General features: G+C 73.9%; 26 protein-coding genes and 2 pseudogenes. 14 read left to right on the plus strand and 14 right to left on the minus strand.

What is annotated here, in order from left to right; genetic code table 11:
• Nucleotides 1-72: 72 nt before the first annotated feature.
• Together DQ392_RS22780 and DQ392_RS22785 are read right to left on the minus strand one after the other, a co-directional pair.
• Nucleotides 73-654, minus strand: a complete 582-nt coding sequence (locus DQ392_RS22780; protein ID WP_181856540.1) for a GNAT family N-acetyltransferase — start codon at nucleotides 652-654, stop codon at nucleotides 73-75.
• Nucleotides 655-677: 23 nt separating this feature from the next.
• Complete coding sequence (locus tag DQ392_RS22785) at nucleotides 678-2,546, minus strand: ABC-ATPase domain-containing protein (RefSeq protein WP_114017555.1); 1,869 nt, start codon at nucleotides 2,544-2,546, stop codon at nucleotides 678-680.
• A 328-nt stretch (nucleotides 2,547-2,874) separates the two neighbouring features.
• Here DQ392_RS22785 and DQ392_RS22790 point away from each other — a divergent pair, with 328 nt between their 5' ends.
• Nucleotides 2,875-4,185, plus strand: a complete 1,311-nt coding sequence (locus DQ392_RS22790; protein ID WP_114017556.1) for an MFS transporter — start codon at nucleotides 2,875-2,877, stop codon at nucleotides 4,183-4,185.
• Here the strand turns inward: DQ392_RS22790 and DQ392_RS22795 are convergent.
• Nucleotides 4,125-4,655 carry an SRPBCC family protein gene (locus DQ392_RS22795; RefSeq protein WP_114017557.1) on the minus strand — a complete coding sequence of 177 codons (531 nt, stop codon included), beginning with the start codon at nucleotides 4,653-4,655 and terminating at the stop codon, nucleotides 4,125-4,127. The two genes, DQ392_RS22790 and DQ392_RS22795, sit on opposite strands and share 61 nt — an antisense overlap.
• Before the next feature lie 250 nt (nucleotides 4,656-4,905).
• Between DQ392_RS22795 and DQ392_RS22800 the strand changes: the two genes are divergently transcribed.
• The gene (locus tag DQ392_RS22800) at nucleotides 4,906-5,625 is read left to right on the plus strand and encodes a restriction endonuclease (protein ID WP_245981783.1); all 720 of its coding nucleotides are present in this window, start codon (nucleotides 4,906-4,908) and stop codon (nucleotides 5,623-5,625) included.
• A 156-nt stretch (nucleotides 5,626-5,781) separates the two neighbouring features.
• A complete protein-coding gene (locus DQ392_RS22805; protein WP_114017559.1) occupies nucleotides 5,782-6,240 on the plus strand; it encodes a protein-tyrosine phosphatase family protein in 459 nt (152 codons plus the stop codon).
• Nucleotides 6,241-6,270: 30 nt separating this feature from the next.
• Here DQ392_RS22805 and DQ392_RS22810 read toward each other — a convergent pair whose 3' ends face one another.
• From DQ392_RS22810 to DQ392_RS22830, 5 genes and pseudogenes are all read right to left on the minus strand, one after another.
• Nucleotides 6,271-6,690: a hypothetical protein gene (locus DQ392_RS22810; RefSeq protein WP_114017560.1), complete on the minus strand. Its 420-nt coding sequence runs from the start codon at nucleotides 6,688-6,690 to the stop codon at nucleotides 6,271-6,273.
• Nucleotides 6,691-6,724: 34 nt separating this feature from the next.
• Nucleotides 6,725-7,522, minus strand: a complete 798-nt coding sequence (locus DQ392_RS22815) for a Mut7-C RNAse domain-containing protein (RefSeq protein WP_114017561.1) — start codon at nucleotides 7,520-7,522, stop codon at nucleotides 6,725-6,727.
• Nucleotides 7,519-7,821, minus strand: coding sequence for an acylphosphatase (locus tag DQ392_RS22820; protein ID WP_114017562.1), 303 nt, complete (start codon nucleotides 7,819-7,821; stop codon nucleotides 7,519-7,521). Before DQ392_RS22820 ends, DQ392_RS22815 begins: the two co-directional genes overlap by 4 nt.
• 51 nt (nucleotides 7,822-7,872) lie before the next feature.
• Nucleotides 7,873-8,094 carry a DUF397 domain-containing protein gene (locus DQ392_RS22825; RefSeq protein ID WP_114017563.1) on the minus strand — a complete coding sequence of 74 codons (222 nt, stop codon included), beginning with the start codon at nucleotides 8,092-8,094 and terminating at the stop codon, nucleotides 7,873-7,875.
• Nucleotides 8,075-8,842, minus strand: a pseudogene (locus DQ392_RS22830) (DUF5753 domain-containing protein). Before DQ392_RS22830 ends, DQ392_RS22825 begins: the two are co-directional and overlap by 20 nt.
• A 267-nt stretch (nucleotides 8,843-9,109) precedes the next feature.
• On the opposite strand from DQ392_RS22830, the gene DQ392_RS22835 reads away from it, so the two are divergent.
• The 4 genes from DQ392_RS22835 to DQ392_RS22850 all read left to right on the plus strand — a co-directional run bounded on the left by DQ392_RS22835 (nucleotide 9,110) and on the right by DQ392_RS22850 (nucleotide 12,752).
• Nucleotides 9,110-9,343 carry a hypothetical protein gene (locus DQ392_RS22835; protein WP_245981785.1) on the plus strand — a complete coding sequence of 78 codons (234 nt, stop codon included), beginning with the start codon at nucleotides 9,110-9,112 and terminating at the stop codon, nucleotides 9,341-9,343.
• On the plus strand, nucleotides 9,343-9,789 hold the full coding sequence (locus DQ392_RS22840) for an ATP-binding protein (RefSeq protein ID WP_114017564.1): 447 nt from the start codon (nucleotides 9,343-9,345) through the stop codon (nucleotides 9,787-9,789). The genes DQ392_RS22835 and DQ392_RS22840 overlap by 1 nt, the downstream gene beginning before the upstream one ends.
• A gap of 115 nt (nucleotides 9,790-9,904) precedes the next feature.
• Nucleotides 9,905-11,632 carry a murein biosynthesis integral membrane protein MurJ gene (gene murJ, locus DQ392_RS22845; protein WP_114017565.1) on the plus strand — a complete coding sequence of 576 codons (1,728 nt, stop codon included), beginning with the start codon at nucleotides 9,905-9,907 and terminating at the stop codon, nucleotides 11,630-11,632.
• Nucleotides 11,633-11,765: 133 nt separating this feature from the next.
• Entirely contained in the window at nucleotides 11,766-12,752 is a 987-nt protein-coding gene (locus DQ392_RS22850; protein ID WP_114017566.1) for a carbohydrate kinase family protein, read from the plus strand.
• 48 nt (nucleotides 12,753-12,800) lie between these two features.
• Here DQ392_RS22850 and DQ392_RS22855 read toward each other — a convergent pair whose 3' ends face one another.
• Nucleotides 12,801-13,766, minus strand: coding sequence for a beta-ketoacyl-ACP synthase III (locus tag DQ392_RS22855; RefSeq protein ID WP_114017567.1), 966 nt, complete (start codon nucleotides 13,764-13,766; stop codon nucleotides 12,801-12,803).
• A gap of 132 nt (nucleotides 13,767-13,898) precedes the next feature.
• Here DQ392_RS22855 and DQ392_RS22860 point away from each other — a divergent pair, with 132 nt between their 5' ends.
• A complete protein-coding gene (locus DQ392_RS22860) occupies nucleotides 13,899-14,519 on the plus strand; it encodes a TetR/AcrR family transcriptional regulator (RefSeq protein WP_114017568.1) in 621 nt (206 codons plus the stop codon).
• A gap of 36 nt (nucleotides 14,520-14,555) precedes the next feature.
• Here the strand turns inward: DQ392_RS22860 and DQ392_RS22865 are convergent, their stop codons facing one another.
• Nucleotides 14,556-16,229: an acyl-CoA dehydrogenase family protein gene (locus DQ392_RS22865; protein ID WP_114017569.1), complete on the minus strand. Its 1,674-nt coding sequence runs from the start codon at nucleotides 16,227-16,229 to the stop codon at nucleotides 14,556-14,558.
• Nucleotides 16,230-16,370: 141 nt separating this feature from the next.
• Here DQ392_RS22865 and DQ392_RS22870 point away from each other — a divergent pair, with 141 nt between their 5' ends.
• The 4 genes and pseudogenes from DQ392_RS22870 to DQ392_RS22885 all read left to right on the plus strand — a co-directional run bounded on the left by DQ392_RS22870 (nucleotide 16,371) and on the right by DQ392_RS22885 (nucleotide 20,752).
• On the plus strand, nucleotides 16,371-17,441 hold the full coding sequence (locus DQ392_RS22870) for a YihY/virulence factor BrkB family protein (protein ID WP_114017570.1): 1,071 nt from the start codon (nucleotides 16,371-16,373) through the stop codon (nucleotides 17,439-17,441).
• Between the two features lie 292 nt (nucleotides 17,442-17,733).
• Nucleotides 17,734-17,862: pseudogene (locus DQ392_RS22875) on the plus strand (ribosome small subunit-dependent GTPase A); the annotation flags it as partial.
• A gap of 79 nt (nucleotides 17,863-17,941) precedes the next feature.
• A complete protein-coding gene (locus tag DQ392_RS22880; protein ID WP_114017571.1) occupies nucleotides 17,942-19,519 on the plus strand; it encodes an AlkA N-terminal domain-containing protein in 1,578 nt (525 codons plus the stop codon).
• A 60-nt stretch (nucleotides 19,520-19,579) separates the two neighbouring features.
• The gene (locus tag DQ392_RS22885; protein WP_114017572.1) at nucleotides 19,580-20,752 is read left to right on the plus strand and encodes a protein phosphatase 2C domain-containing protein; all 1,173 of its coding nucleotides are present in this window, start codon (nucleotides 19,580-19,582) and stop codon (nucleotides 20,750-20,752) included.
• A 50-nt stretch (nucleotides 20,753-20,802) separates the two neighbouring features.
• Here DQ392_RS22885 and DQ392_RS22890 read toward each other — a convergent pair whose 3' ends face one another.
• Both DQ392_RS22890 and DQ392_RS22895 read right to left on the minus strand, forming a co-directional pair.
• Nucleotides 20,803-21,258 carry a helix-turn-helix domain-containing protein gene (locus tag DQ392_RS22890; protein WP_245981788.1) on the minus strand — a complete coding sequence of 152 codons (456 nt, stop codon included), beginning with the start codon at nucleotides 21,256-21,258 and terminating at the stop codon, nucleotides 20,803-20,805.
• A gap of 291 nt (nucleotides 21,259-21,549) precedes the next feature.
• On the minus strand, nucleotides 21,550-22,515 hold the full coding sequence (locus tag DQ392_RS22895) for a helix-turn-helix transcriptional regulator (protein ID WP_114017573.1): 966 nt from the start codon (nucleotides 22,513-22,515) through the stop codon (nucleotides 21,550-21,552).
• Nucleotides 22,516-22,610: 95 nt separating this feature from the next.
• Between DQ392_RS22895 and DQ392_RS22900 the strand changes: the two genes are divergently transcribed.
• Nucleotides 22,611-22,976 carry a VOC family protein gene (locus tag DQ392_RS22900; protein WP_114017574.1) on the plus strand — a complete coding sequence of 122 codons (366 nt, stop codon included), beginning with the start codon at nucleotides 22,611-22,613 and terminating at the stop codon, nucleotides 22,974-22,976.
• A 189-nt stretch (nucleotides 22,977-23,165) separates the two neighbouring features.
• On the opposite strand, the gene DQ392_RS22905 is transcribed toward DQ392_RS22900, so the two are convergent.
• Nucleotides 23,166-24,335 (minus strand): DUF2637 domain-containing protein, encoded by a 1,170-nt coding sequence (locus DQ392_RS22905; RefSeq protein ID WP_114017575.1) that lies wholly within the window; start codon nucleotides 24,333-24,335, stop codon nucleotides 23,166-23,168.
• 216 nt (nucleotides 24,336-24,551) lie between these two features.
• Nucleotides 24,552-25,403 carry a (2Fe-2S)-binding protein gene (locus DQ392_RS22910; protein WP_114017739.1) on the minus strand — a complete coding sequence of 284 codons (852 nt, stop codon included), beginning with the start codon at nucleotides 25,401-25,403 and terminating at the stop codon, nucleotides 24,552-24,554.
• Nucleotides 25,404-25,533: 130 nt separating this feature from the next.
• On the opposite strand from DQ392_RS22910, the gene DQ392_RS22915 reads away from it, so the two are divergent.
• Nucleotides 25,534-26,298, plus strand: a complete 765-nt coding sequence (locus DQ392_RS22915; protein WP_114017576.1) for a GntR family transcriptional regulator — start codon at nucleotides 25,534-25,536, stop codon at nucleotides 26,296-26,298.
• Nucleotides 26,299-26,328 lie beyond the last annotated feature (30 nt).

Consider the following 26,328-nt stretch of genomic DNA (forward strand, 5'->3'; position numbering starts at 1 on the left):
CGCCAGGGCGGCAAGGCGGACGCCGTCCAGCCGCCCCCCTCACGCGGCACCGCACCGCGTGACGGAGCGGTACTAGGCTCCCGGCCACGGCCCCGGCGAGGGCACGTCCGGCTCGTCCCCCGTCTCGGTGCGGTAGACGCGCAGGCCGCGCCGCTCGTAGTTGGCGCGGGCGTGCCGGCCGTCCCGCGAGCAGGTGTGCAGCCACACGCGGCTGGTCGCCGGACGGCCTTCCCACCGCCTCGCGAGGTCCCAGGCGCGCGCGAGCCCCACCGAGAGCAGATGGCCGCCGATGCCCCGGCCGCGGAAGGCGGGGAGCAGGCCGAAGTAGCTGATCTCCACGACGCCCTGAGCGGCCTCACTCGCGCCGTCCAGTTCGATGAACCCGGCGGGCGTGCCCCGCTCGTAGGCGACCCACGTCTCGACACCCGGGCGCCCGAGGAAGTGTTCCCACTGCGCGTACGTCCACGGCAGCCGGTCGACCCACGTGGTGTCCGCGCCCACCGAGGCGTACAGGAACCTGTTGAACTCGGGGCTGGGGACCTCGGCGCGGGCGACGCTCACCCCGGCCGTCTCCTCGGGTACCCGGGCGGGCGTCAACTCCCCCGGCGCGTTCTGTTCCAGGTACCAGGTGGTGACGGTCACGGTCGTGCTCATGGGGGACATCCCACCACGCCGCCTCAGCGCAGCATCCGCAGCCCCCTGATCCGGTTGAGGGCCGCGGCCGTCTCGAACCTGCGGGGCACGGCGAAGTCCTCGTCCCGCACGGTCAGCAGCGGCCAGGTCGGCCCGTCGGCCAGCATCTCCTCCAGCAGGTCGAGAGCTTCGGACAGGGTGCGGCGCCCGTCGAGCATGGAGCGGCGCACCATCAGTTCGAGGGCGAGGCCGACGCCGGTGACCTGGCGCGGGTCGGCGATCTGCTCGACGGCGCGCAGGTCCACCTCGTGGTCGCCGAAGGAGAGCACGTCCTCGCCGCGTGCCCGGATCCGGGACCGCCCGCGCACCTCGGCGTCCAGCGAGGCCGGGTCAGGCACCCGGGCCACGACACCGGGGAAGGCCCCCGCCTCGGCGTGCCGCCCCGTGGGGACGGCCGCGATCTCCCGGGCCCGCGCGGTGACGTCCGAGGGACGGTAGGCGTCCATCATCACGACGCGGTCGGCGACCTCCAGGTAGTCGCCCGAGCCGCCCATCACCAGCACCGTGGAGACGCCGTGGTCGCGGTGGAGGGAGCGGATGGTGTCGACCAGCGGGGTCAGCGGCTCGCGGTCCTTGGCGACCAGGGCCTGCATCCGCGCGTCGCGGATCATCAGGTTCGTCGCGGCGGTGTCCTCGTCGATCAGCAGCACGCGCGCCCCGGCCTCGACGGCCTCGCACAGGGACGCGGCCTGCGAGGTCGACCCCGAGGCGTTCTCGGTGGAGAAGTCGGAGGTGTCCGAGCCGTCGGGGAGGTGGTCGACGAAGGCGTGCACGTCGACCCGCTCCACCCGGCGACCGTCCTCGGCCCGCAGCTTCACCGTCTCATTCCTCGAGACGACCAGTTCGCGTCCGTCGCCCGGCACGTGGTCCCAGATCCCGGTCTCCAGCGCGCGCAGCAGCGTCGACTTCCCGTGGAAACCGCCGCCCACGACGAGATTCACCCCCTCGGGGACGCCCATGCCCGTGACGGCGCCCGCATGCGGCAGCTCCACCGTCACGCGCAACTCCTCGGGTGCGGCGAACGGCACCACGCCGCCACCCGCCGCCGGGCGGTCGTCGACCCCGCTGCGGCGCGGCAGTACGGCGCCGTCGGCGACGAACCCGACCAGACCGAGCCCCGCCAGCGCGTCCCGCAGCGCCACCGAGTCCTCGACGGTCTCCACGAAGCGCCGCACCTGGTCGGCGTCCAACGCCGCGTACACCAGGGTGCGTTCGGCCGCACGCGGCAGCACCTGGCACAGCAGCCGCTCGGCCTCGCGCCCGTCGATGCGCCGCCCGTGGCCCGGCAGCGCGACCCCCAGCCGCAGGACGACCGAGCCGTCGTCCGCGCTGACCGTGCACGAGCTGCGCTCCAGCACCTCCTGGCCGCCCGCGTCCACCCGCAGCGCCTTCTCGCCGCGCACCGCCCGCGCGGCTCCGCGCGCCAGGTACGAGGCGAGCGCCCGCCGCCGGGTCGGGGTCGCCCACAGCTCTGCGGGCAGCCCGGCCTGTGCGCCGGGCACGTGGACGGCGACCCTCGCGGGCGGCGCGTACGGGTCGGACTGGCCGCGCACCAGCTCCAGCACCAGGCCGCCGGGCAGCTCCCACCGCCCGGTCAGGCCCTTGTACCGCCCGTACTGCGCGCCCTCCAGGCCCCGCAGCTCGGCGGCGAGCCCGGTGCGCGGCGCCCGCGCCCGGCCCTGCGCATATCCGGCGGCCCCGTCGGCACCCCCGGCGTGCTCGCGCGGCGGCCCGCCGCGCCCCCGGGGGCGGCCCCCGCGCGGACCGCCGTGGCCGCCCCCGTATCCGCCGCGCCCGTACGGCCGCCCGCCGCCGCGCCGTCGGCCCTCAGCGCCACCGAACTCCTCGCGCACGCCGCTTTCCGCCTTCCTGTCGTCTCTGTCGTCGGCTCCGCTCGCTCCCGACCGGCCGTGCCCGTCACCGGGCCGCCGTGCCGGCCGGCCGCCGGAGGCCGGTGGGGCCGCCGAAGGCCGGTCGGGGCCGACGATACGGGCCGGGGGCGAGCGCCCCGAAACGCCGCCCGGCGGACTCGGAAACGGCCACCGCACCGTCCCCGCACTCTCCCCGTGCTGTCCTGTCACTGTTCCGGCACGTCCCCAGAAGGGGTCACATTCTGCGACTCACCCCTTTCCTGGCGGAAAGCTCCATATTCTCTCTTGCGAGGGGGAGAAGGAGGGGGCCATGTCCGCGCTCCGCTGGGCCGCTGCTCTCGGTAACGCCGACTGGCACCTGTGCGCGCCGCTGCTCGTCGCTCTCGCCGCCGCCTGGCACACCGACATCGCCACCGTCACGACCGGAATCGCCGCCTACTCGCTCGGCCAGGGCCTCGCGCTGCCCCTGTGGGGCTGGCTGGCCGACCGCTACGGGCCAGGACACAGCCTCCGTACCGGACTGGCCGTCGCGGCAGCCGCCTCCGTGGGCTCCGCGCTGTGCCCCGGGCCCGGCTGGTGGGTCGCGCTGCGCACCGCGGCAGGGGCGGGCTTCGCCACCGTCACCCCGTCCGTGTCCCTGTACTACGAGTCGCTGCGCTCGGCCCCCGCCAGGCAGCGGGCGTTCGCGACGCTCACCACCGTGACGGCGGCGAGCGCCATCGCCTCACCCGTGCTCGCGGACACCGTGCTGCGCATCGGCTCGTGGCGGCCCGCCTTCGCCGTCATCGCCGTCCTCACCGCCGTCACGATCTGGCGCCTCGGCGACACCCGCTCCGGCCCTGCGCGGACACCGGCGTCCGGCGATCCACGTGGTGCGGGCGGGCTCACCGCGTCGTCCACCGCGGGCGGGCCGAAGGGGCACGTACGTACGGCGGGCGAGCCGGCGTACGGCCCCCCGGCGCCGGCGCCCGACGAGCGGGCCCCGCGCGGGGGCTCCGCGGCGCGGACCTGCGCCGCCTACGGGACCGTACTCGGCCTCGGCGCGGCCGAGGGAGCCGTCCTGCTCGGACTCCCCGCCCTCCTCGCGCCCGCCCTCGCCACCGCGGGCGAGGAGACGTCGACCTCCGCCGTGCTGGTCACCTACGCCCTCGGCGTACTCACCGGCACCCTCGTGCTGCGCCGCCACGCGAGGGTCTGGAGCCCCAAGCGGCTGCTGGGCACCGGCGGTTCCCTCGCGATGACCGGAGCCTTTCTCGCCGCCGTCCTGCCCGGCACGGCCGTACTGATGCTGTGCGCCGCGCTGCTGGGCGTCGCCTGGAGCTACCTGCACACCACTCTCCAGACCTGGCTGCCCCGCCTGCTGCCGCCCCCGGCCAGGGCCCGTGCCGCCTCCCTGTTCTCGGCTGCCGCCATACTGGCCAGCTCGGCGACGGTCGCCGCCACCACGTCCCTCCTCCAGGACGGCAGGCACAGCGCGGTCTTCGCCACCGGGGCCGCCCTGTGCGCCGCGCTCACATGCTGGACGCTCCTGGTGGCCCGCCGCTGGCCGGGCCCTGGACCTCAGCCGGGGTCGCCGCCTTCGGGGATGGGCGCGCCCGAGGGCATGCCGGAGGCGACGTAGGCGTCGTAGCGGGCCTGCCAGTCGCCGGCCGGGCCGCTGTGCGGTCCCGCGGGGGAGCCGCCGGTGAGGAGTTTGTCCAACTCCTCAAGACAGATCTCCCACCCCGCGGCGTTGCGGGCCGCGGCGCCGCGCTCCTCCAGTACGTCGGTGAGAGCGAGCAGACAGCCCTCGCCGCGCGGGCCGAGCTCGAAGAGCAGCTCGTCGTCGCCCCAGGTGTAGCCCAGGCGCCGCGGCGGGTCGAACTCCAGCACGGTGCCGGAGGTGTCGTCCGCGTAGGGGTCGCCGGCGAACTCCACCCGGCCGCCCACACGCGCCTCCAAGTGCACCGTGGGCGAGGGGAACCACGCCTCCAGACGGCTCGGCTCCGTCAGCGCCCGCCACACCTGCTCGGCCGGAACCCCGAACGGGCGCTCCAACCGCACCGCGGGCAGCCCGTCCCGCTCCACGAAGATGCCCAGTTCCACGTTCATGGCCTCATGCCTTCTTGCCTTCTCGCTTGCCTTGTGCTCTCTTGCCTCTCGCTCACCCTGCTCGCCGGTCGAGGGCTCGCCACCGGTGACCGTCCATGCGATCCTCCCGCCACGGGCTCGCGCCCGCCGCCGGGCAGGGGCCGTACGGGGGACCCGGACTCGTCAGGGGAGGGCATGTGGTGGACGTCCGTGCGCACACGCGCGGGGTGGGGACTCCGGTGCCGGCACACACCGGGTCGAAGGAGAGCAGGTGAGCGGGCGGCGGCCGGTCCGGCGGTCGGTCCGGCGGGCGCCGGTGCGTCGTCGCGGGCGGCGCACCAAGCGGCGCGGAAGGCGGCAGGAGGAGAAGCTGATCGTCGCCCTGGCGGTCGCCGTACTCGGTGTCGGCCTGGTCGTGGCGGTGGTCCAGTGGCTCCTCGCGCACTGGTGGGTACTCGCCCTCGCCGCCGTGCTGGGAGCGGGCACCGGTGCGCTGTGGTGGGGGCAGCGCCTGCGACGGCGGCGCTGGGAGGCGGCGCGGGCCCAGGGGCTGCGCTACCAGGTGGCCCAGTTGGACGCGCTGGACCACGCGGCGTTCGAGCAGGCGGTCCGCGACCTGATGTTCCGGGACGGCTGCCGCGACGCGGTGCGGACCGGCGGCCGCGGGGACAGAGGCGCCGACGTGATCGCGACCGATCCGGCGGGCCGTCGGTGGGTCATCCAGTGCAAGCACCGGCGGGACGGCGCGGCCGGATCGGCCATCGGCACGCCGGACCTCCAACGGCTCAACGGCACGGCCCGCCCGGTGCACGGGGCCGACGTGGTCGTCATGCTGACCAACGGCCGATTCACCAGGGACGCGGGGCCGTTCAGCGAGGACACGCGGATGCACCTGGTCGACCGGCAGCTGCTCGCCCGCTGGGCGGCGGGCTCCTGGCCACTGTGGGACCTGCTGCCCAGAGTCCCCCAGCCCCGCCGCCCGCGACGCTGACCGCTTCCGCGCGGGGGCCGGCACTCTCGGGTGCCGGCCGACCCGGCGGTTGCCATCGCCTTGCTGCTACGGCTCCGCACCGAGGCGCACAGCCCGTGAGGCGCCCGGCTTCCGGGTTCGGGCACGTGTCCCCGTCCGGCTGGCTAGGGTGGCCGGATGACCGCCACCTGGGACCCCGGGGCGCCGGGAACGCTGCGCCTGCCCTCCGGACGGCTCGTGCGCGGCAGAGGGCTGCGCCATCCGCTGCCCTCCGGGCCCGAACCGGCGTTCGGCCTCTATCTGTTGGGCCGTGAGCCCGCGCCTGTCGCGTGGGAGTACCGCTGGCTGCGCTGGCCGGACTTCCGACTGCCCGCCGACCGCGGCGCGGCCCGCGACGCCTTCCGCCAGGCGTGGGAACGCGCCGAGAGCGAGCGCGTGGAGGTGGCCTGCGGGGGCGGGCAGGGCCGTACCGGAACGGCGCTGGCGTGTCTGGCCGTCCTGGACGGCGTCCCGCCCCGCGAGGCCGTCGCCTACGTCCGTACGCACTACGCGCCCCGCGCGGTGGAGACCCCCTGGCAGAAGCGGTATGTCCGGCGCTTCACCGCGCCGGACACGGCGCCGTCCGGGCAGGGGTAGGGCAGGCCCGGAGCCGGGCCTCGGCGGTGGTCACGCCGCCGGAGCGAGTACGTAGGCGCCGTCGGCGAAGGTGAGGAGAGACGGCGCCGCGCCGGGCTGTGACGGGTCGGCGGTGGCCGCCCGTACATGGCCGCCGTAACCGGGTTCGGCCACGTACGGCTCCAACAGACCCAGCAGCGCGTTCAGTTGGCCCAGGTCGTCCTCGTGCCGGCACGTGCGGCTGAACAGCCCCCATGCGTGGTGGTCCTCGCCGCGCAGTACGCCGTAGTCGCCGCCGGGTAGCGGGCTGCCGGGATCGGGTTCGAGGAACGGGTACGGGTGGGCCTCCTCCTCCAGCCCGCCGGGGCGGGCGGCGGAAGCGCCCAGATGCCAGCGCAGCGCCTCCAGTACGTGCGACGGCGTGTCCTCGCGCAGGAAACAGGTGACGACGACCTCGTAGCGCTCGCTCATGACGTGCAGTGTGCCGTGCGGTGCGCCGGGGATTTCACCGGCCCCGGGGCGGGCCGCCTGCGCTCGCCTCCAAGGCGGCGGTCACCCGTGCCGTCAGGCGGGCGTGGTGGGCGCCCGGCCAGTACAGGCGGGCGCACGATGTGCACCGGGTGAAGGTGTCGTACGTGCGGCGGGTCCCCGGCGGCAACCGGTCGGCGATCTCCTCCTTGGCGACGGGCTCCAGCGTGCCGTTGCAGGCTGGGCAGCGCGTCCAGGGCGCCGTCGGCGGTGCGAACCGGGACAGCACGTCGGTGAGCTGGTCGTCGGGCCCGCTGCCCCGCACGTACGCCCCGCACCACAGGGCCCGCCTGCGCAGCAGACCCCGGTCCTGCGTCAGCAGGACGCGCCGCTCGGCGTTGGCCTGCTCCACCAGTTCGGGGTCGTCCGCGTCGTTGCGGTACGCGGTGTCGACGCCCAGCAACCGCAGGCGCCGCGCCAAGGCGCCGAGGTGCACGTCGAGGACGAAGCGCGGCGGGAACGGCGCCGACGGGGGCAGCGTCTGCGGGTACACGACGGGCTCCACGTCGATGTGCGCCCCGGCGGGCGGGCGGTACGCGGCGGGGACCTCCTCGCCGTCCACACGGAGCCCGGCCACCTCCGTCAGCGGCACACCGAGCGACTGCACCACGTGACCGAGTGAGGACGTACCGTCGTACGCGCACCACAGGCCGTCCTCCGGCGCCGCGCGCTCCGCCTCGCGGCGGAGGCGGCTCGGCAGGAAGAGCCGCAGCGTGCGCGGTACCCGGACGCGGAGCCCGGCGGACTCGTCGGCCGGCTGACGCGGTCCGCTCACCCGTCCGCCGCCCCCGGCCCGGCCGTGGGCCGCACCTGGAACGCGGAGTGCCCGCGCGGCTCCTGCTCGGTGACGGTCACTTCCTCGACGACCGCCGCCGTCGGGCCCTCGCGGGCCCACTCCACCAGCGCGTCCACCGCCTGCGGCTCGCCCTCGAAAACCGCCTCGACGGAGCTGTCGGAGCGGTTGCGGACCCACCCGGTGACGCCGCGCGCGGCCGCTGTCCGGCGGCAGGTGTCCCGGAAGAACACGCCTTGCACCTGCCCCGTCACGCTCACATGCTTCGCCGCCACAGCCATCCCCCCATGGTCGCGCGGAGCGGCCCCGAGAGCATCACGGGGCCGCGGACCTCAGCCGCGGGGGCTCCTCTGGCGGAGGGCGCTGACGAAGTGCGCCCACTGGGGCGCGGGGAAGGTGAGCACCGTGCCGGTGGGGGCGGTCTTGGTGTCCCGGACCGGTACGACGGTACCGGGCGGAGTGTCCGCGACCTCCACGCAGTTGCCGCCGCTGCCGTTGCTGTAGCTGCTCTTGCGCCAGCGGGCGGTGCTGAGGTCAGCGCGGCTGCCTGCCATTTCGGTGCTCCTCTGCCATCTTCCGAACCATGGCCAAGGACGCCTCAGGAGGCGAGGCGGCGGCCCTGAGGAGATCGTACGACGTGCGGTATTGCTGCACGAGGCCTGGATCATCGATCGTCTCGCCGCTGTGCAGGGACTCCGTGTATACGAGCGGAGGCGCGTCCGGAAAGGTCATGACCATCGCTGTGCCGAGCATGAAGGGATGCGTCCCAACGTTCCACGGAAGCACCTGCAAAACGATGCGGCGGCGCAGCGCAAGCTCTGCGAGGTGATCCAGTTGATATGCCATCTCTTCACCCGGCAGGACCTGCTGACGTAGTGCGAATTCGTGCAGGATTACCCAGTACGTGGGTTTCCCATGGTCACCGTCGAGTAGTTGAGCGCGTGCCGCGCGCCCCTTCACCTTGGCTTCGACCTGGTCGGCGTGTTCCATGGGATGTGTCGCCTCCACGACCGCGCGTGCGTACGCCTCAGTTTGGAGCAGCCCAGGAAAGACCGTCGGCGCCCATTCCTCAATGGTCGAGGCCTGCTTCTCAGCTTCGAGCACTTTCGCGAAGTAGGCAGCGTGCCCTCTTAGGCGCGCCTTGCGCACATCCTCACAGCGGCGGGTGAAGAATCCGTCCGTCTTGAGGACTCTGTCCACGTGCTCCGCGAGATCCAGTGGCATGCGGCGCTAGCCGCGTTCGATCTCGCTCAGGTGGCTGTAGCCGTAGAAGCTGCCGTCCACCAGCTGTTGCTGGGTCATTCCGGCCTGCTCGCGCTGCCAGCGCAACTCCGCACCGTAGAAGGTGGGGACGCCCACTGAGCCGTCGATGTCCTTGGGCCCTGGCACGGTTCACCGCCGAGAGTTGGTGGCTGTTTTCGTTCGGGTGGGGGCCATTCCCGGCTGGTCCGCAAGGGGGCGTAGCTGAGGGGCAGTTCGCTCGCGGGAGCCCGACACGCCGCAACGCTACCCGTACTGGGTCCATTGTGTGAGGGGTCCGTCACACAGTGCTCAGGAAGGGTGCGACACATGAACGAGCATGCGTTCAGCCGATCGAAAAATGTCGAGGAATGTATTGCCGGGCTGCATGACGCGCTCCGTGCGCACGGGCTGACGCTGCCGTCTCTCGGAGTCGATCCGGTGACGTACGCCGCCTACCGGCCCGACCCGTTGATCGCGCTCGGCGACTGCAACCTCGACACGGTGCGCGCCCTGACGGCCGTCCTGCGCGCCGCCGCGGCGGAGGGGCGGGCCGAGGGGTGATGTCCCAGGTGTGGCGGGTCGCCACGGCCCCGCAGCGGCCCGCGCTGTCTCTCGCGGTGCTGGCGCGGGCCGCCGACATCGGCGCGGTGCGCCACGAGGTGGCCGCGCACTGCACGCGGTGGGGTGCTCCGCGTGCGGTGGCCGACGGGGCGGCGCTCTGTGTCGGCGAATTGCTCGCCAACGTCGTCGTGCACGTGGGGGAGGCGGCCCCCGCGACCGTACGGGTCGCGTGGTGCGGCGGTGAGCGGCTGCGGCTCGCCGTCAGCGATTCCGACCCGCGTCCGCTGCCTGTGCTGATGGCCGCCGCGGCGGAGGCCGAGTCCGGCAGGGGGATCGCTCTGATCGAGGCGTTCGCGCTGCGGTGGGGTGTGGAGCAGGGCGCTTACACGAAGACCGTTTGGTGCGAGTTGAGCACCACACGCCCGCCGGGCGGGAGCGGTTGTTGACAGTTGTCATCGCCGCACTCACTCTTGGCCGCGCCGACACGCCCTCTTCATCCCGGCCGGCACGGCCAGGGCGGCGGATTCACACTTCGTCATCCACTGCGCATAGGTTGACCGGATGGTGGACGGGACGCGGGCGACGGCCGGACAAGGTGCGGCATCCCGAGAAGGCGCGGCATCCGGACAAGATGCGGCATCCGAGCAGCCGACGGCGGCGGGGGCGGCCCCCGCGCGCCCTGGACTGGCGCGTTCTTCGCTGGTGATGGCCGCGGGCACCGTCGTCTCGCGGGCCACCGGGCTCGTCCGGCAGGTGCTCCAGGCCGCCGCGCTCGGCACCGGGCTGCTCGCCAGCACCTACAACACGGCCAACACCGTGCCCACGAGCCTGTACACGCTGCTGATCGGGGGCGCGCTCAACGCGGTGCTGGTGCCGCAGCTCGTTAGGGCGCGCGCCACCCACCGCGACGGCGGGGCGGCGTACGAGCAGCGGCTGGTCACCCTCGTCGTCACCGTGCTCGCCGTCGGCACGCTGCTCGCCGTCTGGGCCGCGCCCGGAATCGTCGGCCTCTACATGCGCGACACACCGGCCAACCACGAGGCGTTCGAACTGACCGTCGTCTTCGCCAGGTTCCTGCTGCCGCAGATCTTCTTCTACGGGCTCTTCGGCATGCTGGGCCAGGTGCTCAACGCACGCGAGAGATTCGGCGCGATGATGTGGACGCCGATCCTGAACAACGCCGTGCTCATCGCCATGTTCGGCGCCTACCTGACCATGATGACCGTGCCGGACCGCGTCGCCGACATCACCGCGGGCCAGGTGCGGCTTCTCGGCCTCGGCACCACCGCGGGCATCGCCCTCCAGGCGCTGGCCCTGGTCCCGTTCGTGCGCGCGGCCGGCTTCCGCTTCCGGCCGCGCTTCGACTGGCGCGGCACCGGGCTCGGCAGCAGCGCGCACGCCGCCAAGTGGACCCTGCTGTTCGTCCTGGCCAACCAGGTCTCGCTCACCGTCGTCACCAACTACGCCAACGCGGCCGACCAACAACTCCCGCACGCGGGCGCCGGATACTCCGCCTACACCTACGCGCAGACCATCTGGATGCTGCCCCAGTCCATCATCACCGTCTCCCTGGTGACCGCGCTGCTGCCGCGCATGAGCCTGGCCGTGGCCGAGGGACGCCTCACCGACCTGCGCGGCCAACTGACGCGCGCGCTGCGGCTGACGGGCGCGCTCATCGTCCCCCTGGCCTTCCTCTTCCTCGCGCTCGGACCGCAGCTCGCCACGCTGCTGTTCGCCCACGGCGCCGCCGACGCGGAGTCGGCGCGCCCGCTGGGGCAGATGCTCCAGGCCTTCGGGCTCGGGCTGATCCCCTTCTCGGCGCAGTACCTGCTGCTGCGCGGCTTCTACGCCTTCGAGGACACCCGGACGCCGTTTTGGGCGGCCTCCTTCATCGCGGCCGTGAACATCGCCCTGGCCACCACCTGCCATCTGCTGCTGCCCGCCCGCTGGGCGGTGACCGGAATGGCCGCCGGCTACGCCCTCTCCTACGCCCTCGGGCTCTGGCTCACGGCCTGGCTGCTGCGCCGCCGGCTGGCCGCGCCCCTCGACCCCGACCGGCGCCTGATCCGCCTCTACGGCCTGCTGGTGGTGGCCGCGGCCCTCGCGGCGGGGCTCGCCCGGGTGGCCTCGGACGCGGCCGCGCACGCGCTGGGCGAGGGTACGGGCCCGACCGCCGCGGCGCTCGTCGCGGGCACACTGGTGCTCGCGCTCGGCTACCTCGCGCTGGGACGGCTGCTGCGCGTGCCGGAACTGCGCGGCCTCGCGGGCCTTTCGCGCGGGCGCGGCTGAACAGCGCCGGTGGAGGTGCGGCCGACGGTGGTCGAACGGGGGTCCGTAGGGTGGCGAGCCGACAGGGCGGGACAGTGCCCTGCGCGGAACGCGGTGCTCCCCGCCTTCCGGGGGCAGACACGAAAGGGCCGAGATGACCGCTGACCACCCCGTGGCCGTGCTGGGCGAATGCGTCGCCGACGCCTTCGTGGCGCCGCGCACCACCCCGCCGCCCTCCTCGGCCGGCGAGTCCCCGGCGCCGCTCACGCTGGAGGTCCACCCCGGCGGGGGGCCGGCCAACACCGCGGTGGCGCTGGCCCGGCTGGGCACGCCCACCCGGTTTCTGGGACGGCTCTCGCACGACGTGTTCGGACGGCTGTTCTCCGACCACCTCGCGGGCTCGGGCGTCGACCTGAGCCGCGCCGTCCACGCGGCCGAACCCAGCACCCTCGCCGTCGCCGACCTGGCCGACGACGGCAGCGCCGACTACTCCTTCCACGCGCAGCGGACAGCCGACTGGCAGTGGACCGACGAGGAACTGGCCCGCGCCGCCGACTCCCCGACGACGTGCCTGCACACCGGCTCCCTCGCCCTCGCCCAGCAGCCGGGCGGCGCCGCCGTCGAGCGCCTGCTGGCGCGTGTGCGGCAGCGCGCCACCGTCTCCCTCGACCCCAACGTGCGGCCGCTGCTGGTCGATCCCGCCGTCTACCGCGAGGCGCTGCCCCGCTGGTGCGCGCTCGCCGACATCCTGCGCCTCTCCGACGACGACCTGGGCCACCTGCGCCCCGGCGCCACGCCGCAGGAGGCCGCGGACGCCTTCCACGCCGACGGCACCGGCCTGGTGGTCGTCACCCTGGGCGGGGACGGCGTCATGGCCTCCCTCCACGGCGAGCGGATCCACGTGGCCGCGCCCCCGACCCGCGTGGTGGACACGGTCGGCGCGGGTGACTCCTTCATGGCGGGCTTCCTGCACGCCCTCCACGAAGCGGGCGCCCTTGGCGGCCGTCTCGAGGCGCTCACCCGTGAGCAGGTGCGCGACGCGCTGGCGTGGGGTGTGCGGGTGGCCGCGGCCGTCGTCGCCGTACGCGGCGCGAACCCGCCCTGGGCGGCCGACCTCGACGGGCCGCACCAGGCGAGCTGATGCCCCGGCCGCGCCCCGCACACCCCACGGGCCGCGCTCACGCACCCCTCAGGGGCAGCGCACCACCTGGCCCGCCCACGACATGCCGCCGCCGAAGCTGAGCAGCAGCACCGGAGCGCCCGGCTCCAGTTCGCGGCGCTCGACCAGTTTGGACAGGGCGAGGGGGACGGACGCGGCCGAGGTGTTGCCGGAGTCGACGACGTCGCGGCCGATCACCACGTTTCCGGGCAGGTCGAGCCGGCCCAGTGCGGCCTCGATCAGGCGCAGGTTGGCCTGGTGGGTGACCACGCCCGCCAGGTCGCCCGGCGCCAGCCCCGCCCGCTCGCAGGCCCGGCGGGCCAGCGTGGGCAGTTCGGCCGTGGCCCAGCGGAAGACGGCGGGGCCCTCCTGGGCGAACCGCGGCTGCCAGGCGTCCAGCAGCCGCACCAGGTCGCCCCGCGAGGGGTCCGAGCCCCACTCGACGGGCCCGATGCCGTCGGGGCCCTCGCTCGCCGCGCTGTCCGGCTGCACGCTGACGACGGCGGCGCCCGCGCCGTCCGCCAGCAGGACGCAGGTGCCGCGGTCACTCCAGTCGGTGAGGTCCGACATCTTCTCCGCGCCGATCACCAGGGCGTGCCGCGCGGCGCCCGCGGCCACCGAGTGGCTCGCGGAGGCGAGCGCCGTGCAGAACCCGGCGCAGCCGTTGTTGAGGTCGTAGGCCACGGGGGAGGGGATCTCCAGACGGCGTGCCACCTGCGCGGCGGTGCTGGGGCAGCGGTCCCGCGCGGAGCACGTGGCGACGACGACCATGCCGATGTCGGAGGGCGCCGGCCCCGCGGCGGCCAGCGCCTTGCCCGCCGCCGCGGTCGCCATGTCGGCGACGGTCTCGTCCTCGGCGGCGATGCGCCGGGTGGCGATGCCGGTGCGCTGGCGTATCCACGCGTCGTTCGTCTCGACGACCTCCGCCAGGTCGTCGTTGGTGAGGACGCGGTCAGGCTGATAGTGGCCCAGCGCTGCGATACGGGTTCCCGGCACGGTGCAGTTCTCCTCACGGAAGGGGCTGTGGCCGGTGGCCGTTGCCGCACAGGGCACCGGGCCGACCGGTGGCGGGAATATAGCAACCGACCGATCGGAAGTTAAACAGGCCCGGGCGGCTACGATGGGCGCATGAGCCCACGCAAGTCCGTCGCCGAGGCGCGCAGAACGCGCGAGCGCATCATCGAGCGCAGTGTCGCCATCGGCTCCGTCGAGGGCCTGGACGGGCTGACCATCGGCCGGCTGGCCACCGACCTGGGCATGAGCAAGGCCGGCGTCCTCGGCCACTTCGGCTCCAAACAGGCGCTGCAACTCGCCGCCCTGCACGGTGCCTCCGAGCTGTTCACCCGGCTGGTGTGGGCGCCGGTCGCCGCACTGCGGCCCGGGCTGGTCCGGCTGCGTGCCTTCAGCGAGGAGTGGATCCGCTATCTGGAGAGTGAGCGCACCGCCTTCCCCGGCGGCTGCCTGTTCGCCGTCGCCTCCGTCGAGTTCGACACGCGCGGCGGGCCCGTGCACGACACGGTGGCACGCTTCATGCTGCGCGGCAGGCGGCTGCTGGTGAACGACCTGCGGATCGCCGTCGAGACCGGCGAACTGCCCGGGGACGTCGACCCCGAGCAGTTCGCCTTCGAGATGCACGGCCTCTACATGGCGCTCAACCAGGAACTCCAGCTCTTCGCCGACGCGACGGCGCCCGTCAGGACCCGCCGCGCCCTCGACCGCCTGCTGGGCCCGGCGCAGCCGCGCGGCTGAACACGGGCGGTTCGGCGCGGGGCGCGCCCGTGCGTGTCAGCCCGCCACGGGCCGCGCCCGCTCCACGAGCGCTTCCAGGTCCGCGCCCGAGGGCAGGGTCCCGAACGCGGCGCCCCAGTCGCCGCCCAGCCGGGAGGCGCAGAACGCGTCGGCGACCTCGGGCGGCGCGAAGCGCACCAGCAGCGAGCCCTGGAGGACCAGCGCCATCCGCTCCACGAGCCGCCGCGCCCTCGCCTCGATGCCCTCCAGGTCCGCGAGCTGGGTGAACACGTCCTTGACGGCGGCGTCGAGCCGGTGGTCGGCACCGTGCGCCCGGCCGATCTCGCCGAGGAAGGCGTCCAGCGACGCGGGCGAGCGCTGGAGCGCCCGCAGCACGTCCAGCGCCTGCACGTTGCCCGAGCCCTCCCACAGCGAGTTGAGCGGCGACTCGCGCAGCAGGGCCGGCATCGGCGACTCCTCCACGTAGCCGTTGCCGCCCAGGCACTCCAGCGCCTCACCCGCCAGCGGCACACACCGCTTGGTCACCCAGTACTTCGCCGCCGGCAGCGCCAGCCGCAGGAACGCGCGCTCCGCCTCGGCCCGCTCGCCGCCCCCCGCCACGCTGTCGTGCGCCGCCGCGAGCCGCAGCGCCAGCGTCGTGGCCGCCTCCGACTCCAGCGCCAGGTCCGCCAGCACGTTGCGCATCAGCGGCTGCTCCACGAGCGGCCTGCCGAACACCGAGCGGTGCCCCGCGTGGTGGACGGCCTGCGCCACGGACTGGCGCATCAGCGCCGCCGAGCCCGTCACGCAGTCCAGCCGGGTGGCCGCCACCATCTCGATGATGGTCGCCACCCCGCGCCCCTCCTCGCCCACGCGGCGCGCCCACGTCGACCCGTCGAACTCGACCTCGCTGGAGGCGTTCGAGCGGTTGCCCAGCTTGTCCTTGAGCCGCTGGATGCGGAAGCCGTTGCGGGTGCCGTCCGGCAGCACGCGGGGCACCAGGAAGCAGGTCAGCCCGCCGGGGGCCTGCGCCAGCACCAGGAAGACGTCCGACATCGGCGCGGAACAGAACCACTTGTGGCCCAGCAGCGTGTACTCGGCGCCGTCCGCGCCCGCGCCGGTCAGCGGGGTCGCCCGGGTGGTGTTGGCCCGAACGTCGCTGCCGCCCTGCTTCTCCGTCATGCCCATCCCCGCGATGGCGCCCAGCTTGGCGCTCGCGGGACGGTCCAGGCCCCAGTCGTAGCGGTGGGAGGTCAGCAGCGGTTCCCACTCGGCGGCGAGCGCCGGATCCTGGCGCAGCGCCGGCACCGCCGCGTGCGTCATCGAGACCGGGCAGCCGTGCCCCGGCTCCACCTGCGACCACACCAGGAAGGCGGCGCTGCGCCGCAGCTGCCCGTCGGGGCGCGAGAACGGGTCGGTCAGCCCCGCGCCCACCGCCCGCTCCATCAGCTGGTGCCAGGCCGGGTGGAAGTCCACCTCGTCGACGCGGTGCCCGAACCTGTCGTGGGTGCGCAGCACCGGAGGGTTCGCGTTGGCCTGCCTGCCCCACTCCTGCGCCTGCGCGCAACCGGCCGCCCGGCCCAGCTCGGACAGCTCTTCGCGTACCTCCTCGGCGCGCTCGGGGGCCACGTGGCGGGCCACGCCCTCGGCGAGCGCGGAGTCGGCCGTGAAGACGTCGTAGTCGACCAGCGGCGAGGCCTGATTGGTCACGGTGTGAGTCGAGGGTGGCATGGCAGATACGTTAAAGACGTGCGTGCAGTCGAGGAAACCCCTGAGCAGACCGTCGCGGAGGGCCCGAAGTGGGCCCCGCGGCGCTCCCGCGGCCAGTTGCGGCGAGCGCGGGTCAAATACCGCGACGTCCCCAAACGGAGGATGGCGTGGCTGCTGCTCAAGGACACCGTGAACTCCTGCATGGAGTACCGCGTCCTCGGACTGGCGGCCGAGGCGGCGTTCTTCACCCTCATCTCGATCCCGCCGCTGCTGCTCGGACTCATCGGCTCCCTCGGCTACCTCGACTGGATCGGCGCCGACACCGTCGAGACGCTGCGCCAGAACACTCTCGACGCCTCCGCCACCGTGCTGTCCGACAAGGGCGTCGACCAGCTCGCCAGACCGCTGATCGACGACGTGATCAGGGGCGGGGGGCCCGATGTGATCTCCCTCGGCTTCGCGCTCGCCCTGTGGTCGGGCTCCCGCGCCGTGAACGTCTTCATCGACACCATCACCGTCATGTACGGGCTCGACGGGCGGCGCGGCATCGTCAGGACCCGGCTGCTCGCCTTCGTCCTCTACCTCGTCGCACTGGTGATCGGCGCGGTCGCCCTGCCGCTGATGGTGGCGGGCCCCGACGCGGTGCTGCGGCTCGCACCGCAGGCCGAGGGGGTGGTCAGCGCCTTCTACTGGCCGGTGGTGCTGCTGCTGTCGATCGTCTTCCTCACGACGCTCTACCACGTGTCCGTCCCCGTACGCTCTCCCTGGCGGGAGGACGTCCCCGGCGCGCTGGTCGCGCTGGTCATGTGGGTGCTGTGCAGCTTCCTGCTGCGGCTGTACCTGACCAACACCGTCGAGGGACCCACCATCTACGGCTCGCTCGCGGCGCCCGTGGCCGTGCTGCTGTGGATCGGCGTGTCGGCGTTCGCCGTGCTGGTGGGGGCCGCCGTCAACGCGGCCATCGACCACGTGTGGCCCTCGGTCGCGACCGCCGCGGCGCGGCGGGCCAACGAGCGGCGGCGGGAGGAGGCGGCCGCGGAGGTCGTCGCCGCCGTCGCCGCGCGCCGGCGCGCCGCCGGCGAGGAGGAGCCGGGGGGCGCGGACGCCCCGGCCGAGTTCCCCGAGCGCTGGACGAAGTTCCTGCCGCCCTCGGACGTGCGGGGGCGGCTCCTCCGGCCGCGGGGCCGCGACCACGACGAACGGGACGGGGCCCGAGACGACGACGGCCGGTGAGACACGGCCGCACGGCGTCGACCGGATCCGAGACGGGCGGCTTCCGGGGGAAGACCGGGCGGCTTCCGGGGGAAGGCCGGGCGGCTTCCGGGGGGAAAGCGGTGGCTTTCCGCCGCGGGGCCGCGCTAGATTCCCGGCGCACCACGCGACGGCACCAGCCGCCGCCGAACGGGACGAGACCGCTTCTCCGCGCGGCCGGGGCCGCCCCTGTGAAGGGCCACACCCTTGTCCCACAGCACGGACACGTCTTCTTCCGGCTTGGGGGCACCTCCCGGCCGAAGGCTGGGGGAGCGAGAACGTGCGCCTGGCGGCCCGTACGGACGCCCGCCTGCGTGCCGAGCAGCGGCAGCAGGTCAAACAGCGGCAGGCACTGGGCCGCCACATGATGGCGCGCAAGCGCGGCCCGCGCCGCAAGCCGTGAGCGGCGCACGGTAGCCGGGGAGCGCCTGGCGGGGACGGTCGGGAACCGTCCCCGCCGTCCCCTGCCCGCCCCGACGGCCATGTCGCTTTTCCGCTGGCTCGCGCGAGCGGCACCCTCGCACACTGGAGGTGTGACCACAGACGAGAGCAGGTACGAGGCCGTCCGCAGCAGGGACGCACGCTTCGACGGAGTGTTCTTCCTCGGCGTGCGCACCACCGGAATCTACTGCCGGCCGAGCTGCCCGGCGGTGACACCGAAGCGCGAGAACGTGCGGTTCTACCCGACCGCGGCCGCCGCCCAGGGCGCGGGCTTCCGCGCCTGCCGCAGGTGCCGTCCTGACGCGGTGCCGGGTTCGGCGGAGTGGAACGTGCGGGCCGACCTGGTGGGCCGCGCGATGCGGATGATCTCCGACGGCGTGGTGGACCGCGAGGGAGTCGCGGGTCTGGCGGCGCGGCTGGGCTACAGCCCCCGCCAGGTGCAGCGGCAGCTGACCGCCGAGCTGGGCGCGGGACCTGTCGCCCTCGCGCGGGCGCAGCGCGCCCACACCGCGCGGGTGCTGCTCCAGACGACCGGGCTGCCGGTCACCGAGATCGCCTTCGCCGCGGGCTTCGCGAGCGTGCGGCAGTTCAACGACACGGTGCGGGAGGTCTACGCCCGCACGCCCAGCGCCCTGCGTGCCGCCTCCGTACGCGGCGGGCACGGACCCGCGGGCCGCCCCGAGGCGCGGGCGGGTACGCCACGGGAGGGCGGACCCGTCAGCGGGGTGACGCTGCGGCTGGCGTACCGGGGCGACTACGCCGCCGGGCAGGTGTTCGACTTCCTGGAGCGGCGCGCCGTACCCGGCGTCGAGGAGGTGCTCGGCCGGCCAGGAGGCCGCACCTACCGGCGCACCCTCGACCTGCCGTACGGCACCGGCGTCGCGGAGGTCGACGAACGCCCCGCGCGCGGCGGCGGCTGGCTCGCCTGCCGGCTGCACCTGGGGGACCTGCGTGACCTGACGACGGCCGTACAGCGGATCCGGCGCCTGTTCGACCTCGACGCGGACCCCTTCGCGGTCACCGAGCACCTGAGCAGGTACGAGGCGCTGGCGCCGCTGCTGGAGCGCACCCGGGGGCTGCGGTCGCCCGGCGCCGCCGACGCCCACGAACTGGCGGCCCGCGCGGTGCTGGGCCAGCAGGTCACGGTGGGCGCGGCCCGCACACTGACCGGCCGGCTGGTACAGGCGTACGGCAAGCCACTGGCGGCGCCCAGCGGCGCGCTCACCCACCTCTTCCCCGAGCCCGGGACGCTGGCCGAGGCGCCGCTGGGCGAGCTGGGCATGCCCGAGTCGCGCCGCCGCACCCTGCGGGCCGTCGCGGCGGCACTGGCCGACGGCACCGTCGTCCTCGACCCGGGCGCCGACCGCGACGCGACCGAGCGCGCCCTGCTCGCACTGCCGGGGATCGGCCCCTGGACGGCGGGCTACACGCGGATGCGCGCACTGGGCGACCCGGACGTGTTCCTGCCGGGCGATGTGGGCGTGCGGCGCGGGCTCGCACTGGCCGGGGCCGACCCGGCGCACGCCGACCACTGGCGGCCATGGCGCTCCTACGCGCTGCACCACCTGTGGCACGCGACCACGCAGGCCGGGCCGCAGCGGGCTCCCCGGGCCGCGTGAGGGCGAACCGAGTTCGCCCTGCGGGCTTTCCGACAGGCCCGCGCGGGCAACAATGAGCCCATGGACGGCCAGGGGGCACGAAACGGCTCGGGCGGCGGTCGCGGCCGCGACTGGTGGGCCCAGCTGTACGACCCGTACACGCCCGACACGGGTCGCACCCGCGCCGAGGACAGCGTCGACGACCGCTTCGCCTCGGTCGCCCGCACGCTCGGCACCACCACGGGAGGGCGGGAGTCACCGGATGCGGCCGAGCGGGCCGAGAGGGCCGAGCCGCCGGGTGCGCGGGAGTCCTCGGTCGCGGCCGAGCCGTCCGGTCCCGCCGCGCTGTTGCCGCGCGCCGACCCCGACGCGCTCGCCGAACTGGTGCCGGACACCGTGCTGGAGGAGGCGCGGCACGGACACACCACACTGCGGGCGGTCTCCCTGCGGGGCGAGGCGGCCCGCGAGGCGGGAGAGCCGCGCGGGGACGCGCTGCTGGCGGCACGGTTCACAGCGGGCGCGCACGAACTGGTACTCGTGGTGGTCGCCGCGGGTGCGCGCACGGACGGCGCCGGCGCACACCGCGCCGCGCGCGAGGCATGCCACGTACTCGCGGCCGCCGTCGGCCGCAGCGCCGTGCGGCTCGCGGAGGACCTGCGAGCCGACCGCCGCGACGCGCTCAGACCCGGGCTGCACCGGCTGACCGACCGCACCCTGGGCAGGCTCCGCGCGCAGGCCGCCGCCTGGGGACTGACACCCGCACAGCACACGGCCGACGTGCGCTGCCTGCTCGTGCCCACCGATCCGCGCTGCCGTACCCGGGTCTGCTTCGGGGCGGGAGCGGGCGGCTTGCTCAGGTTGCGGGACGGCGCCTGGGAGGACATCGAACCGCGGGCCACGCCGGCGCCGCCGCCCGCGGCTCAGCCGCCGGTGGACCGCGGGCGCACTGCGGACCCGGCCGGTGCCGCGGCGGCCCGGGACGGCTTCACCGCCGCGGAGCCTCGCCCCTCCGGGCTCGCGGAGCCGTTCCGCTTCCGGGTGTGCGCCGCCGAGTCCGGCGACGCGCTGCTGCTGACCTCCCCGGGGCTGGCCGAACCGCTGCGCGCCGAACCGTCGTTCGCCGACCGGCTCGCCGCCCGCTGGACGCGCGCCGAAACGGGCCCGGCGGCCCTCGCGGCGTACCTCGGCGACCTCGGACACCGCGTCGCCGGGCACACGCGCGACCGCACGGGCGTTCTCCTCCAGGAGGACTGAGCAGGGGCATGACGCAGATACGGCAGAAACCCGCCACGGGATGATCTTGGTTAGTGGGCGCACGCGCTGACACGGTTCTCGAACTCGCGGCGGGCCTTGCGCTGTGCGGGAATGGCTCCGGCACCGTCCAGGCTCTGGCAGCGGTCGAGGAGTTGGCGGTGGAGCGCGAGTACGGCGGTGACGCGCAGGGTGTAGCCCGTGCCGCTTCGTACAGCCTGGCCGTGGTCGAGTGCGGCCCGCTCGGCGTCGTCCAGGTCGGTCGCACGCAGGAAGTCGGCGACCTTGCCGGGCATGTCGAGGGTGAGGGGCACTTCCGGGACCGGAACGGGGTCGTCGGCAGTGACGTGCTCGGGCAGGAGATCGGCGACGGCAGTACCGATGGCGCCGCGGCTGACTCCGTGGTCGCGGGCCAGGGCGGCGATGGACTGGCCCTCCAGGTACGCGGCGCGCACGTCGGTGACTGCCCCGCCCGTGAGGGCGGGGCGGCGTCCACCCTTGTTGCCCATGGCCTCGGCGGCCCGCAGTCCGTCGTACGTCAGCTCCCGTCGGAGGTCGCGCTGGAGTTCGCCGGCGGCGGCGAGGGCCCCGGAAACCCCGGGTTCATTGGACGCCCGCCGAGCCTGTCGTCATGCGAACCTTTGGCGACAGCCGGTACGGAAGACCCCGCCCCGGTGACGGTGTCCTGTGACAGCGAACCTTGAGCACGTGCCATCGAAGGTTGATCGAGGCCGGCATCCGGGGCCACTAGGTGTACTGACCGGAGACGTTGATGGAAAGCACGGCGCTCCGATCAGCAGCTACGAGGTGGGGGCCGAGTGGCGTTCAAGCAGGTCTCTGGCGAGCTGACTGATGCGTTCGCGGGCCCTCTCTGGGGCGAGCACCTCGATATGGTCACCGAATTGGAGGAGCTGGCGCACTGACTCGATGCTGGGATAGCGCACGACGACGGTGCGACAACCCTCTTCTGGGTCGGAAACTTCGTGGATGCGGTTGCCGAGTATGCGCCGCGCCAGGTCGATGCCAGTTTCTGGCAGGCGGATGGTCACGCTCACGCGGCCTTGCGCCTCGGTGCGTGCCTTCAACGCGGCCCACCTGGTGTGAAGGGTCTCACCAGGTCGAAGAACAGCCGGCGCGTTGAGCTGTTCGTAGGCCGAGAGTCGTTCCAGAGCGAACAGCCGACCGTCCCCCTGGTCGTCGGCGATGAGATACCAGCGGCCTGACTTCGCCACGATCCCGTACGGGTCGACCACTCGCGTCGAGGCCCGACTCTCGGCGCTGCGCCGGTACCGGATGCGCAGCCGACGGCGGTGCCGCAGTGCCGTAGCCAGATCCGCTACGTCGATCGCCGCCTGTGAGCCAGCGAACCACGAGGTGCTTTCCACCAGCACCAGGTCCGCCAATCGCAGCAAGTGCGGTGGCTCAGGTGATCCAGCCTGGCGGGCAGCGATCTTGCGCGCGGCCGATTCCCACACCCCGGACAGGCCCATGCCCTCAAGCTGCGCTCTGTCCAAGCCAGCCACGGAGAGCGCCTCCAGCTCTGGTGGGTCCAGGTGGGATGCGTTGAGCCGCGCACCGGGGAGCAAGGTGATCCCGCCGTTCCGCCCCCGTTCTGCATAAACAGGCACACCCGCAGTTGAGAGTGCCTCCACATCCCGCAGCACAGTCCGCCGTGACACCTCCAGCCGCTTGGCGAGTTCGCTGGTGGTGATGCGCTGACGGGTCTGCAGGAGCAGCAGTAGGTGCAAGAGCCGCGAAGCCTTCATGCGCGCCAATGCTCGCAGAAAAGGTGACAGGTTCTGTCGCGATCAGACGATCCGCTGGAGCAGTACCAAGAAATCAACCAGTTGAGGAGCGCTCCATGGCCGCACCGAACCTGTTCCTGATCGGCGTTCGCGACGCCCAGGCCGCTACCGCCTTCTACAGCGACCTGTTCGAGCTCGAACCGGTCTTCACCAGTCCCCACTACGTGGCCTTCGAGGTTGCCCCCGGCGTCCTGTTCGCGCTGTGGACGGGATACCGCGAGCACGCTGTCCCGAGCACTCCTCGCACGAGCGAAGTCGGACTGATGATGCCGGGACCATCGTCCGCAGTTGACGAGGTCTTCACGAGTTGGGTCTCGAAGGGGGTCCATGTCGTCGAGGAGCCGCACGACGCTGTCTTCGGCCGCACGTTCGTGATCACTGACCCCGATGGAAACCTCATCCGGGTCTCCCCGGTCGACTGACCCAGGCGCGGGCTTTGGGCACGAGCATGTCGAGGAGACTGCGGTCAGCCGGGTCGCGCCGCATGGACAGGATCACGGGTCGAGGTCCCTCCAGGCCGCCTGGCCGTATCCGTCGCCGGCGGGCGCGGTCATGACCGGGGGCGTCCGCTCCGTGGAACGGACGCCCCCGGTGACGGGTTTTTCGACCCGTCAGCCGAACTGACGCTCGATCTCGGCCAGTTTCTCCTCCAGGGTGTCCAGCCGCGGGCTCGCGGCGTTGCTCTTCTCGTCCCGCCCTGTGCCACCGGCCCCCTGGGCGCCCTCGGTGCTCTCCCCGCGCCGCAGCGCGGCACCGCCGCCGTCGTCCACGACGGCCTGGAGAGCGGGCCTGCCGCCCGGCGCGTACGCGGACGGGGCATCGGTCGCGGTCAACCGGTTCGCGCCCGTCCCCTCGGAGCCGGGCTCGCCCGCGGCGGAGACGGGGCTCGCGATCTCGACGTCCACATGAGGCGCGGCCTCCACAGGACGCGGGGGCTCCGCGCGGCCCCGGCTCCACAGCCGGTGCTGCCGGTTGATGGCCTTGACCCGCGCCCGGTCGAGACGCTCCCGGTCCTTGCGGCGCAGCCGCTCCTGCTCGCGCTGCTTGCGGTCGTCGCGCACCTCGTCGACGGCCTCGTCCAGCGTCCGTACGCCCTCCAGCAGCATCAGCGACCAGGCGCCGAACGTCTCGCGCGGCGCGCGCAGCCAGCGCACGATGCGGATCTGCGGCAGCGGGCGCGGTACCAGACCCTGGTCACGCAGCGCGGCGCGGCGCGTCTGCTTGAGCGCCCGGTCGAACAGGATCGCCGCCGACAGCGACATCCCCGCGAAGAACTGCGGCGCCCCGTCGTGGCCGAGGCCGCGCGGCGCGTGCACCCAGTTGAACCACGCGGCGGCCCCCGCGAAGATCCACACCAGCAGCCGGGAGCCGAGCGAGGCGTCCCCGTGGCTGGCCTCGCGTACGGCGATCACGGCGGAGAACATCGCCGCGCCGTCCAGCCCGAACGGCACCAGGTACTCCCAGCCGCCGCTCAGCCCCAGGTTCTGCCGTCCGAAGCCGACGAGCCCGTGGAAGGAGAGCGCGGCGGCGACGGCGGCGCAGCAGAACAGCAGCAGGTAGGCGGCGGTGGCGTAGAGGGTCTCCTTACGGCGCCGCCGCTCCTGCGCGCGTTCGAAGGAGTCGGGCGCCGGCTGCTGTTCGGAGGCGGTGGCCGCGGCGTCCCCTTCGGTGGCGGAGCCGTGGCGGCGCGAGCGCGCCATCACGAGCACCGCGGTCAGAGTGCCGACGAGCAGCACGGCGCTCGGCAGCGCCCAGTTCAGCGATATGTCGGTCAGTCTCATCGGGTGTGCCCCTTGCCGCGCGGTGCCGGGGCGCACGGGGCGTCTGCCGGGTGGGGCGGATGTCCGTGCGCGGGGCGGTGCCGCGCTCGCGCTCTGGCTTTCTTCGTGTCGCCGAGCATCTTTACGGCAGCGCGCCACCCCTCAGGGGGGTTTCGGGGCAAGTGAACGCGAAAAGGGGGCGACGGTGGTCTGCCGGGGCGTCCGTGTTCGCATGCCCTACGGAGTCGCGGTCATCCGTTCGATACGTTCCGCGTCGCAGGTGCGCGGGCACGTGACGCAGGTGTCCTCGGGGCGCAGGGTGTAGAAGAGGCAGCAGCTCGCCCGGTCGCGGGTGGTCAGCTCCTGGCCCCGAGGGCCCGTCAGCCGGCGGAAACCCGCCGGCTGGGCGAACGGCTTCAGCGAGCCGGGCAGCAGCAGTTCGGCCTCCGCCATGGCGCGCGGTTCCTCGCCCAGCAGGTGCCCCAGGTACCACAGGCCCTCGGTGACCTCGTCCGTCGCCATGCCCCACAGGGCACGCGCGCCGCGCCGCATCCTGGGCCTGAAGCCCTCCAGCACGGGCGCGAGGTGATCGGCGACCGCGCCGCGCACCTCGGCGCGCAGCGCCTCCTCGTCGGGCACCACCCGGGCCCCAGGCGCCGCCGCGGCCGGGTCGTCGGGCAGGCAGGCGAACTCCTCCACGCGGACGGCCAGCCGCCCCAGCGAGCGCTGGAACGCCACCGCCTCCACCGGCACCCGAGGCACCCGCCGCTGGAGGAACCACGGAATGGTCACCAGCAGGCAGACGGGCCAGGCGTAGCGGTGCAGCCCGAAGCTGGCGATCACATCGGGGCGGCCGGGACGCCCGTAGTCCCGCAGGATCTGTTCCGCGTCCCAGGCCAGGAACGACTCCAGGGCCTGCCCGCCGGCGGCCAACTCGCTCGCCCGCACCCAGCCCGGACCCTCGGGAAGGGATTCACGAGCCGTGGTCTCGGTCACACCCAGCGACGGGAACACCTCGGCGAGCCGCGCGTACGCCGTGTGGAAAGGCGAGACGTCAGGGGCTACGCGGGCGAGGGTGGGCACGGCCATGGGGACCACCGATTCGACGATCGTGAGCAGGTAAGCCTTACCTTAACTGATTGTCCCCGAGGTGTGATCTCGTGTCGCGTCGGCCTAAGGTGCTGCGCAGTGTTCCGGAGGGCACAGCCGGAGGGGAACGATGGAGCAGAGCCGAACCAGGGCACCCGGCGTGCCGGCCGCCGGCCGGCCGACGCGGCTCACCACGCAGGGCGTCACCGCCCGCGCCCCCGCGCCGCGCCCCCGGACGGCCCGGGGAGAGCACACCCACAGCGAACCCTCCGCGCCGCGCGTGGTCCCGCAGCGGCACTCCGTACGGGACCAGATCTTGCAGGCCCTCCGGGCGGCCCTGTTCTCCGGGGAACTCGCCCCCGGTGAGGTCTACTCGGCGCCCGCACTCGCCGAACGCTTCGGCGTCTCCCCGACCCCCGTGCGCGAGGCCATGCAGGTGCTCGTGAGCGAGGGGTGTGTCGAGACGGTGCCCAACCGGGGTTTCCGCGTCGCCCGGCACAGCCCCCGCGACCTGGCCGAACTCACCGAGATCCGGGCGCTGCTGGAGGTGCCCGTCGTACTGGCCCTCGCGCGGACGCAGCCGGCGGAGCGCTGGGAGGAGCTGCGCCCTTACGCCGAGGACACCCTCCAAGCGGCGGTGTGCGGCGACCGCGGCGCCTACGCCGAGACCGACCGCGCCTTCCACCGCTCCCTGTTGGAACTGGCCGGGAACCAGCAGCTGGTCGCACTCGCCGAGGACGTCAGACGGCGTGTCCACCTGTCGTCCTCGCGGCAGGCGCCGACGCGCCGCACCACCGACCTGCTCGCCGAGGCCGCCGACCACCTCGCTCTTCTCGACGCACTGAGCAGCCAGGACCTGCCCGCGGTGGAACGCCTGGTGCGCGACCACACCTGACCGCGCGCCGCGGGCAATGGCATCCCCTCG

Origin of the sequence: Streptomyces reniochalinae, from assembly GCF_003323735.1 — a bacterium.
In the GTDB taxonomy this organism is placed as follows: domain Bacteria; phylum Actinomycetota; class Actinomycetes; order Streptomycetales; family Streptomycetaceae; genus Streptomyces; species Streptomyces reniochalinae.

Coding starts and splice junctions, on each gene's coding strand:
- DQ392_RS22905 (WP_114017575.1), bottom strand. CDS start 24,335: ATGAGACTGACCGACATATCGCTGAACTGGGCGCTGCCGAGCGCCGTG.
- DQ392_RS22860 (WP_114017568.1), top strand. CDS start 13,899: ATGAGCCCACGCAAGTCCGTCGCCGAGGCGCGCAGAACGCGCGAGCGC.
- DQ392_RS22810 (WP_114017560.1), bottom strand. CDS start 6,690: ATGAGCGAGCGCTACGAGGTCGTCGTCACCTGTTTCCTGCGCGAGGAC.
- DQ392_RS22915 (WP_114017576.1), top strand. CDS start 25,534: ATGGAGCAGAGCCGAACCAGGGCACCCGGCGTGCCGGCCGCCGGCCGG.
- DQ392_RS22805 (WP_114017559.1), top strand. CDS start 5,782: ATGACCGCCACCTGGGACCCCGGGGCGCCGGGAACGCTGCGCCTGCCC.
- DQ392_RS22820 (WP_114017562.1), bottom strand. CDS start 7,821: ATGGCTGTGGCGGCGAAGCATGTGAGCGTGACGGGGCAGGTGCAAGGC.
- DQ392_RS22850 (WP_114017566.1), top strand. CDS start 11,766: ATGACCGCTGACCACCCCGTGGCCGTGCTGGGCGAATGCGTCGCCGAC.
- DQ392_RS22895 (WP_114017573.1), bottom strand. CDS start 22,515: ATGAAGGCTTCGCGGCTCTTGCACCTACTGCTGCTCCTGCAGACCCGT.
- DQ392_RS22825 (WP_114017563.1), bottom strand. CDS start 8,094: ATGGCAGGCAGCCGCGCTGACCTCAGCACCGCCCGCTGGCGCAAGAGC.
- DQ392_RS22865 (WP_114017569.1), bottom strand. CDS start 16,229: ATGCCACCCTCGACTCACACCGTGACCAATCAGGCCTCGCCGCTGGTC.
- DQ392_RS22880 (WP_114017571.1), top strand. CDS start 17,942: ATGTCGCTTTTCCGCTGGCTCGCGCGAGCGGCACCCTCGCACACTGGA.
- DQ392_RS22795 (WP_114017557.1), bottom strand. CDS start 4,655: ATGAACGTGGAACTGGGCATCTTCGTGGAGCGGGACGGGCTGCCCGCG.
- DQ392_RS22835 (WP_245981785.1), top strand. CDS start 9,110: ATGAACGAGCATGCGTTCAGCCGATCGAAAAATGTCGAGGAATGTATT.
- DQ392_RS22890 (WP_245981788.1), bottom strand. CDS start 21,258: ATGGGCAACAAGGGTGGACGCCGCCCCGCCCTCACGGGCGGGGCAGTC.
- DQ392_RS22870 (WP_114017570.1), top strand. CDS start 16,371: ATGGCGTGGCTGCTGCTCAAGGACACCGTGAACTCCTGCATGGAGTAC.
- DQ392_RS22900 (WP_114017574.1), top strand. CDS start 22,611: ATGGCCGCACCGAACCTGTTCCTGATCGGCGTTCGCGACGCCCAGGCC.
- DQ392_RS22790 (WP_114017556.1), top strand. CDS start 2,875: ATGTCCGCGCTCCGCTGGGCCGCTGCTCTCGGTAACGCCGACTGGCAC.
- DQ392_RS22885 (WP_114017572.1), top strand. CDS start 19,580: ATGGACGGCCAGGGGGCACGAAACGGCTCGGGCGGCGGTCGCGGCCGC.
- murJ (WP_114017565.1), top strand. CDS start 9,905: ATGGTGGACGGGACGCGGGCGACGGCCGGACAAGGTGCGGCATCCCGA.
- DQ392_RS22910 (WP_114017739.1), bottom strand. CDS start 25,403: ATGGCCGTGCCCACCCTCGCCCGCGTAGCCCCTGACGTCTCGCCTTTC.
- DQ392_RS22780 (WP_181856540.1), bottom strand. CDS start 654: ATGAGCACGACCGTGACCGTCACCACCTGGTACCTGGAACAGAACGCG.
- DQ392_RS22840 (WP_114017564.1), top strand. CDS start 9,343: ATGTCCCAGGTGTGGCGGGTCGCCACGGCCCCGCAGCGGCCCGCGCTG.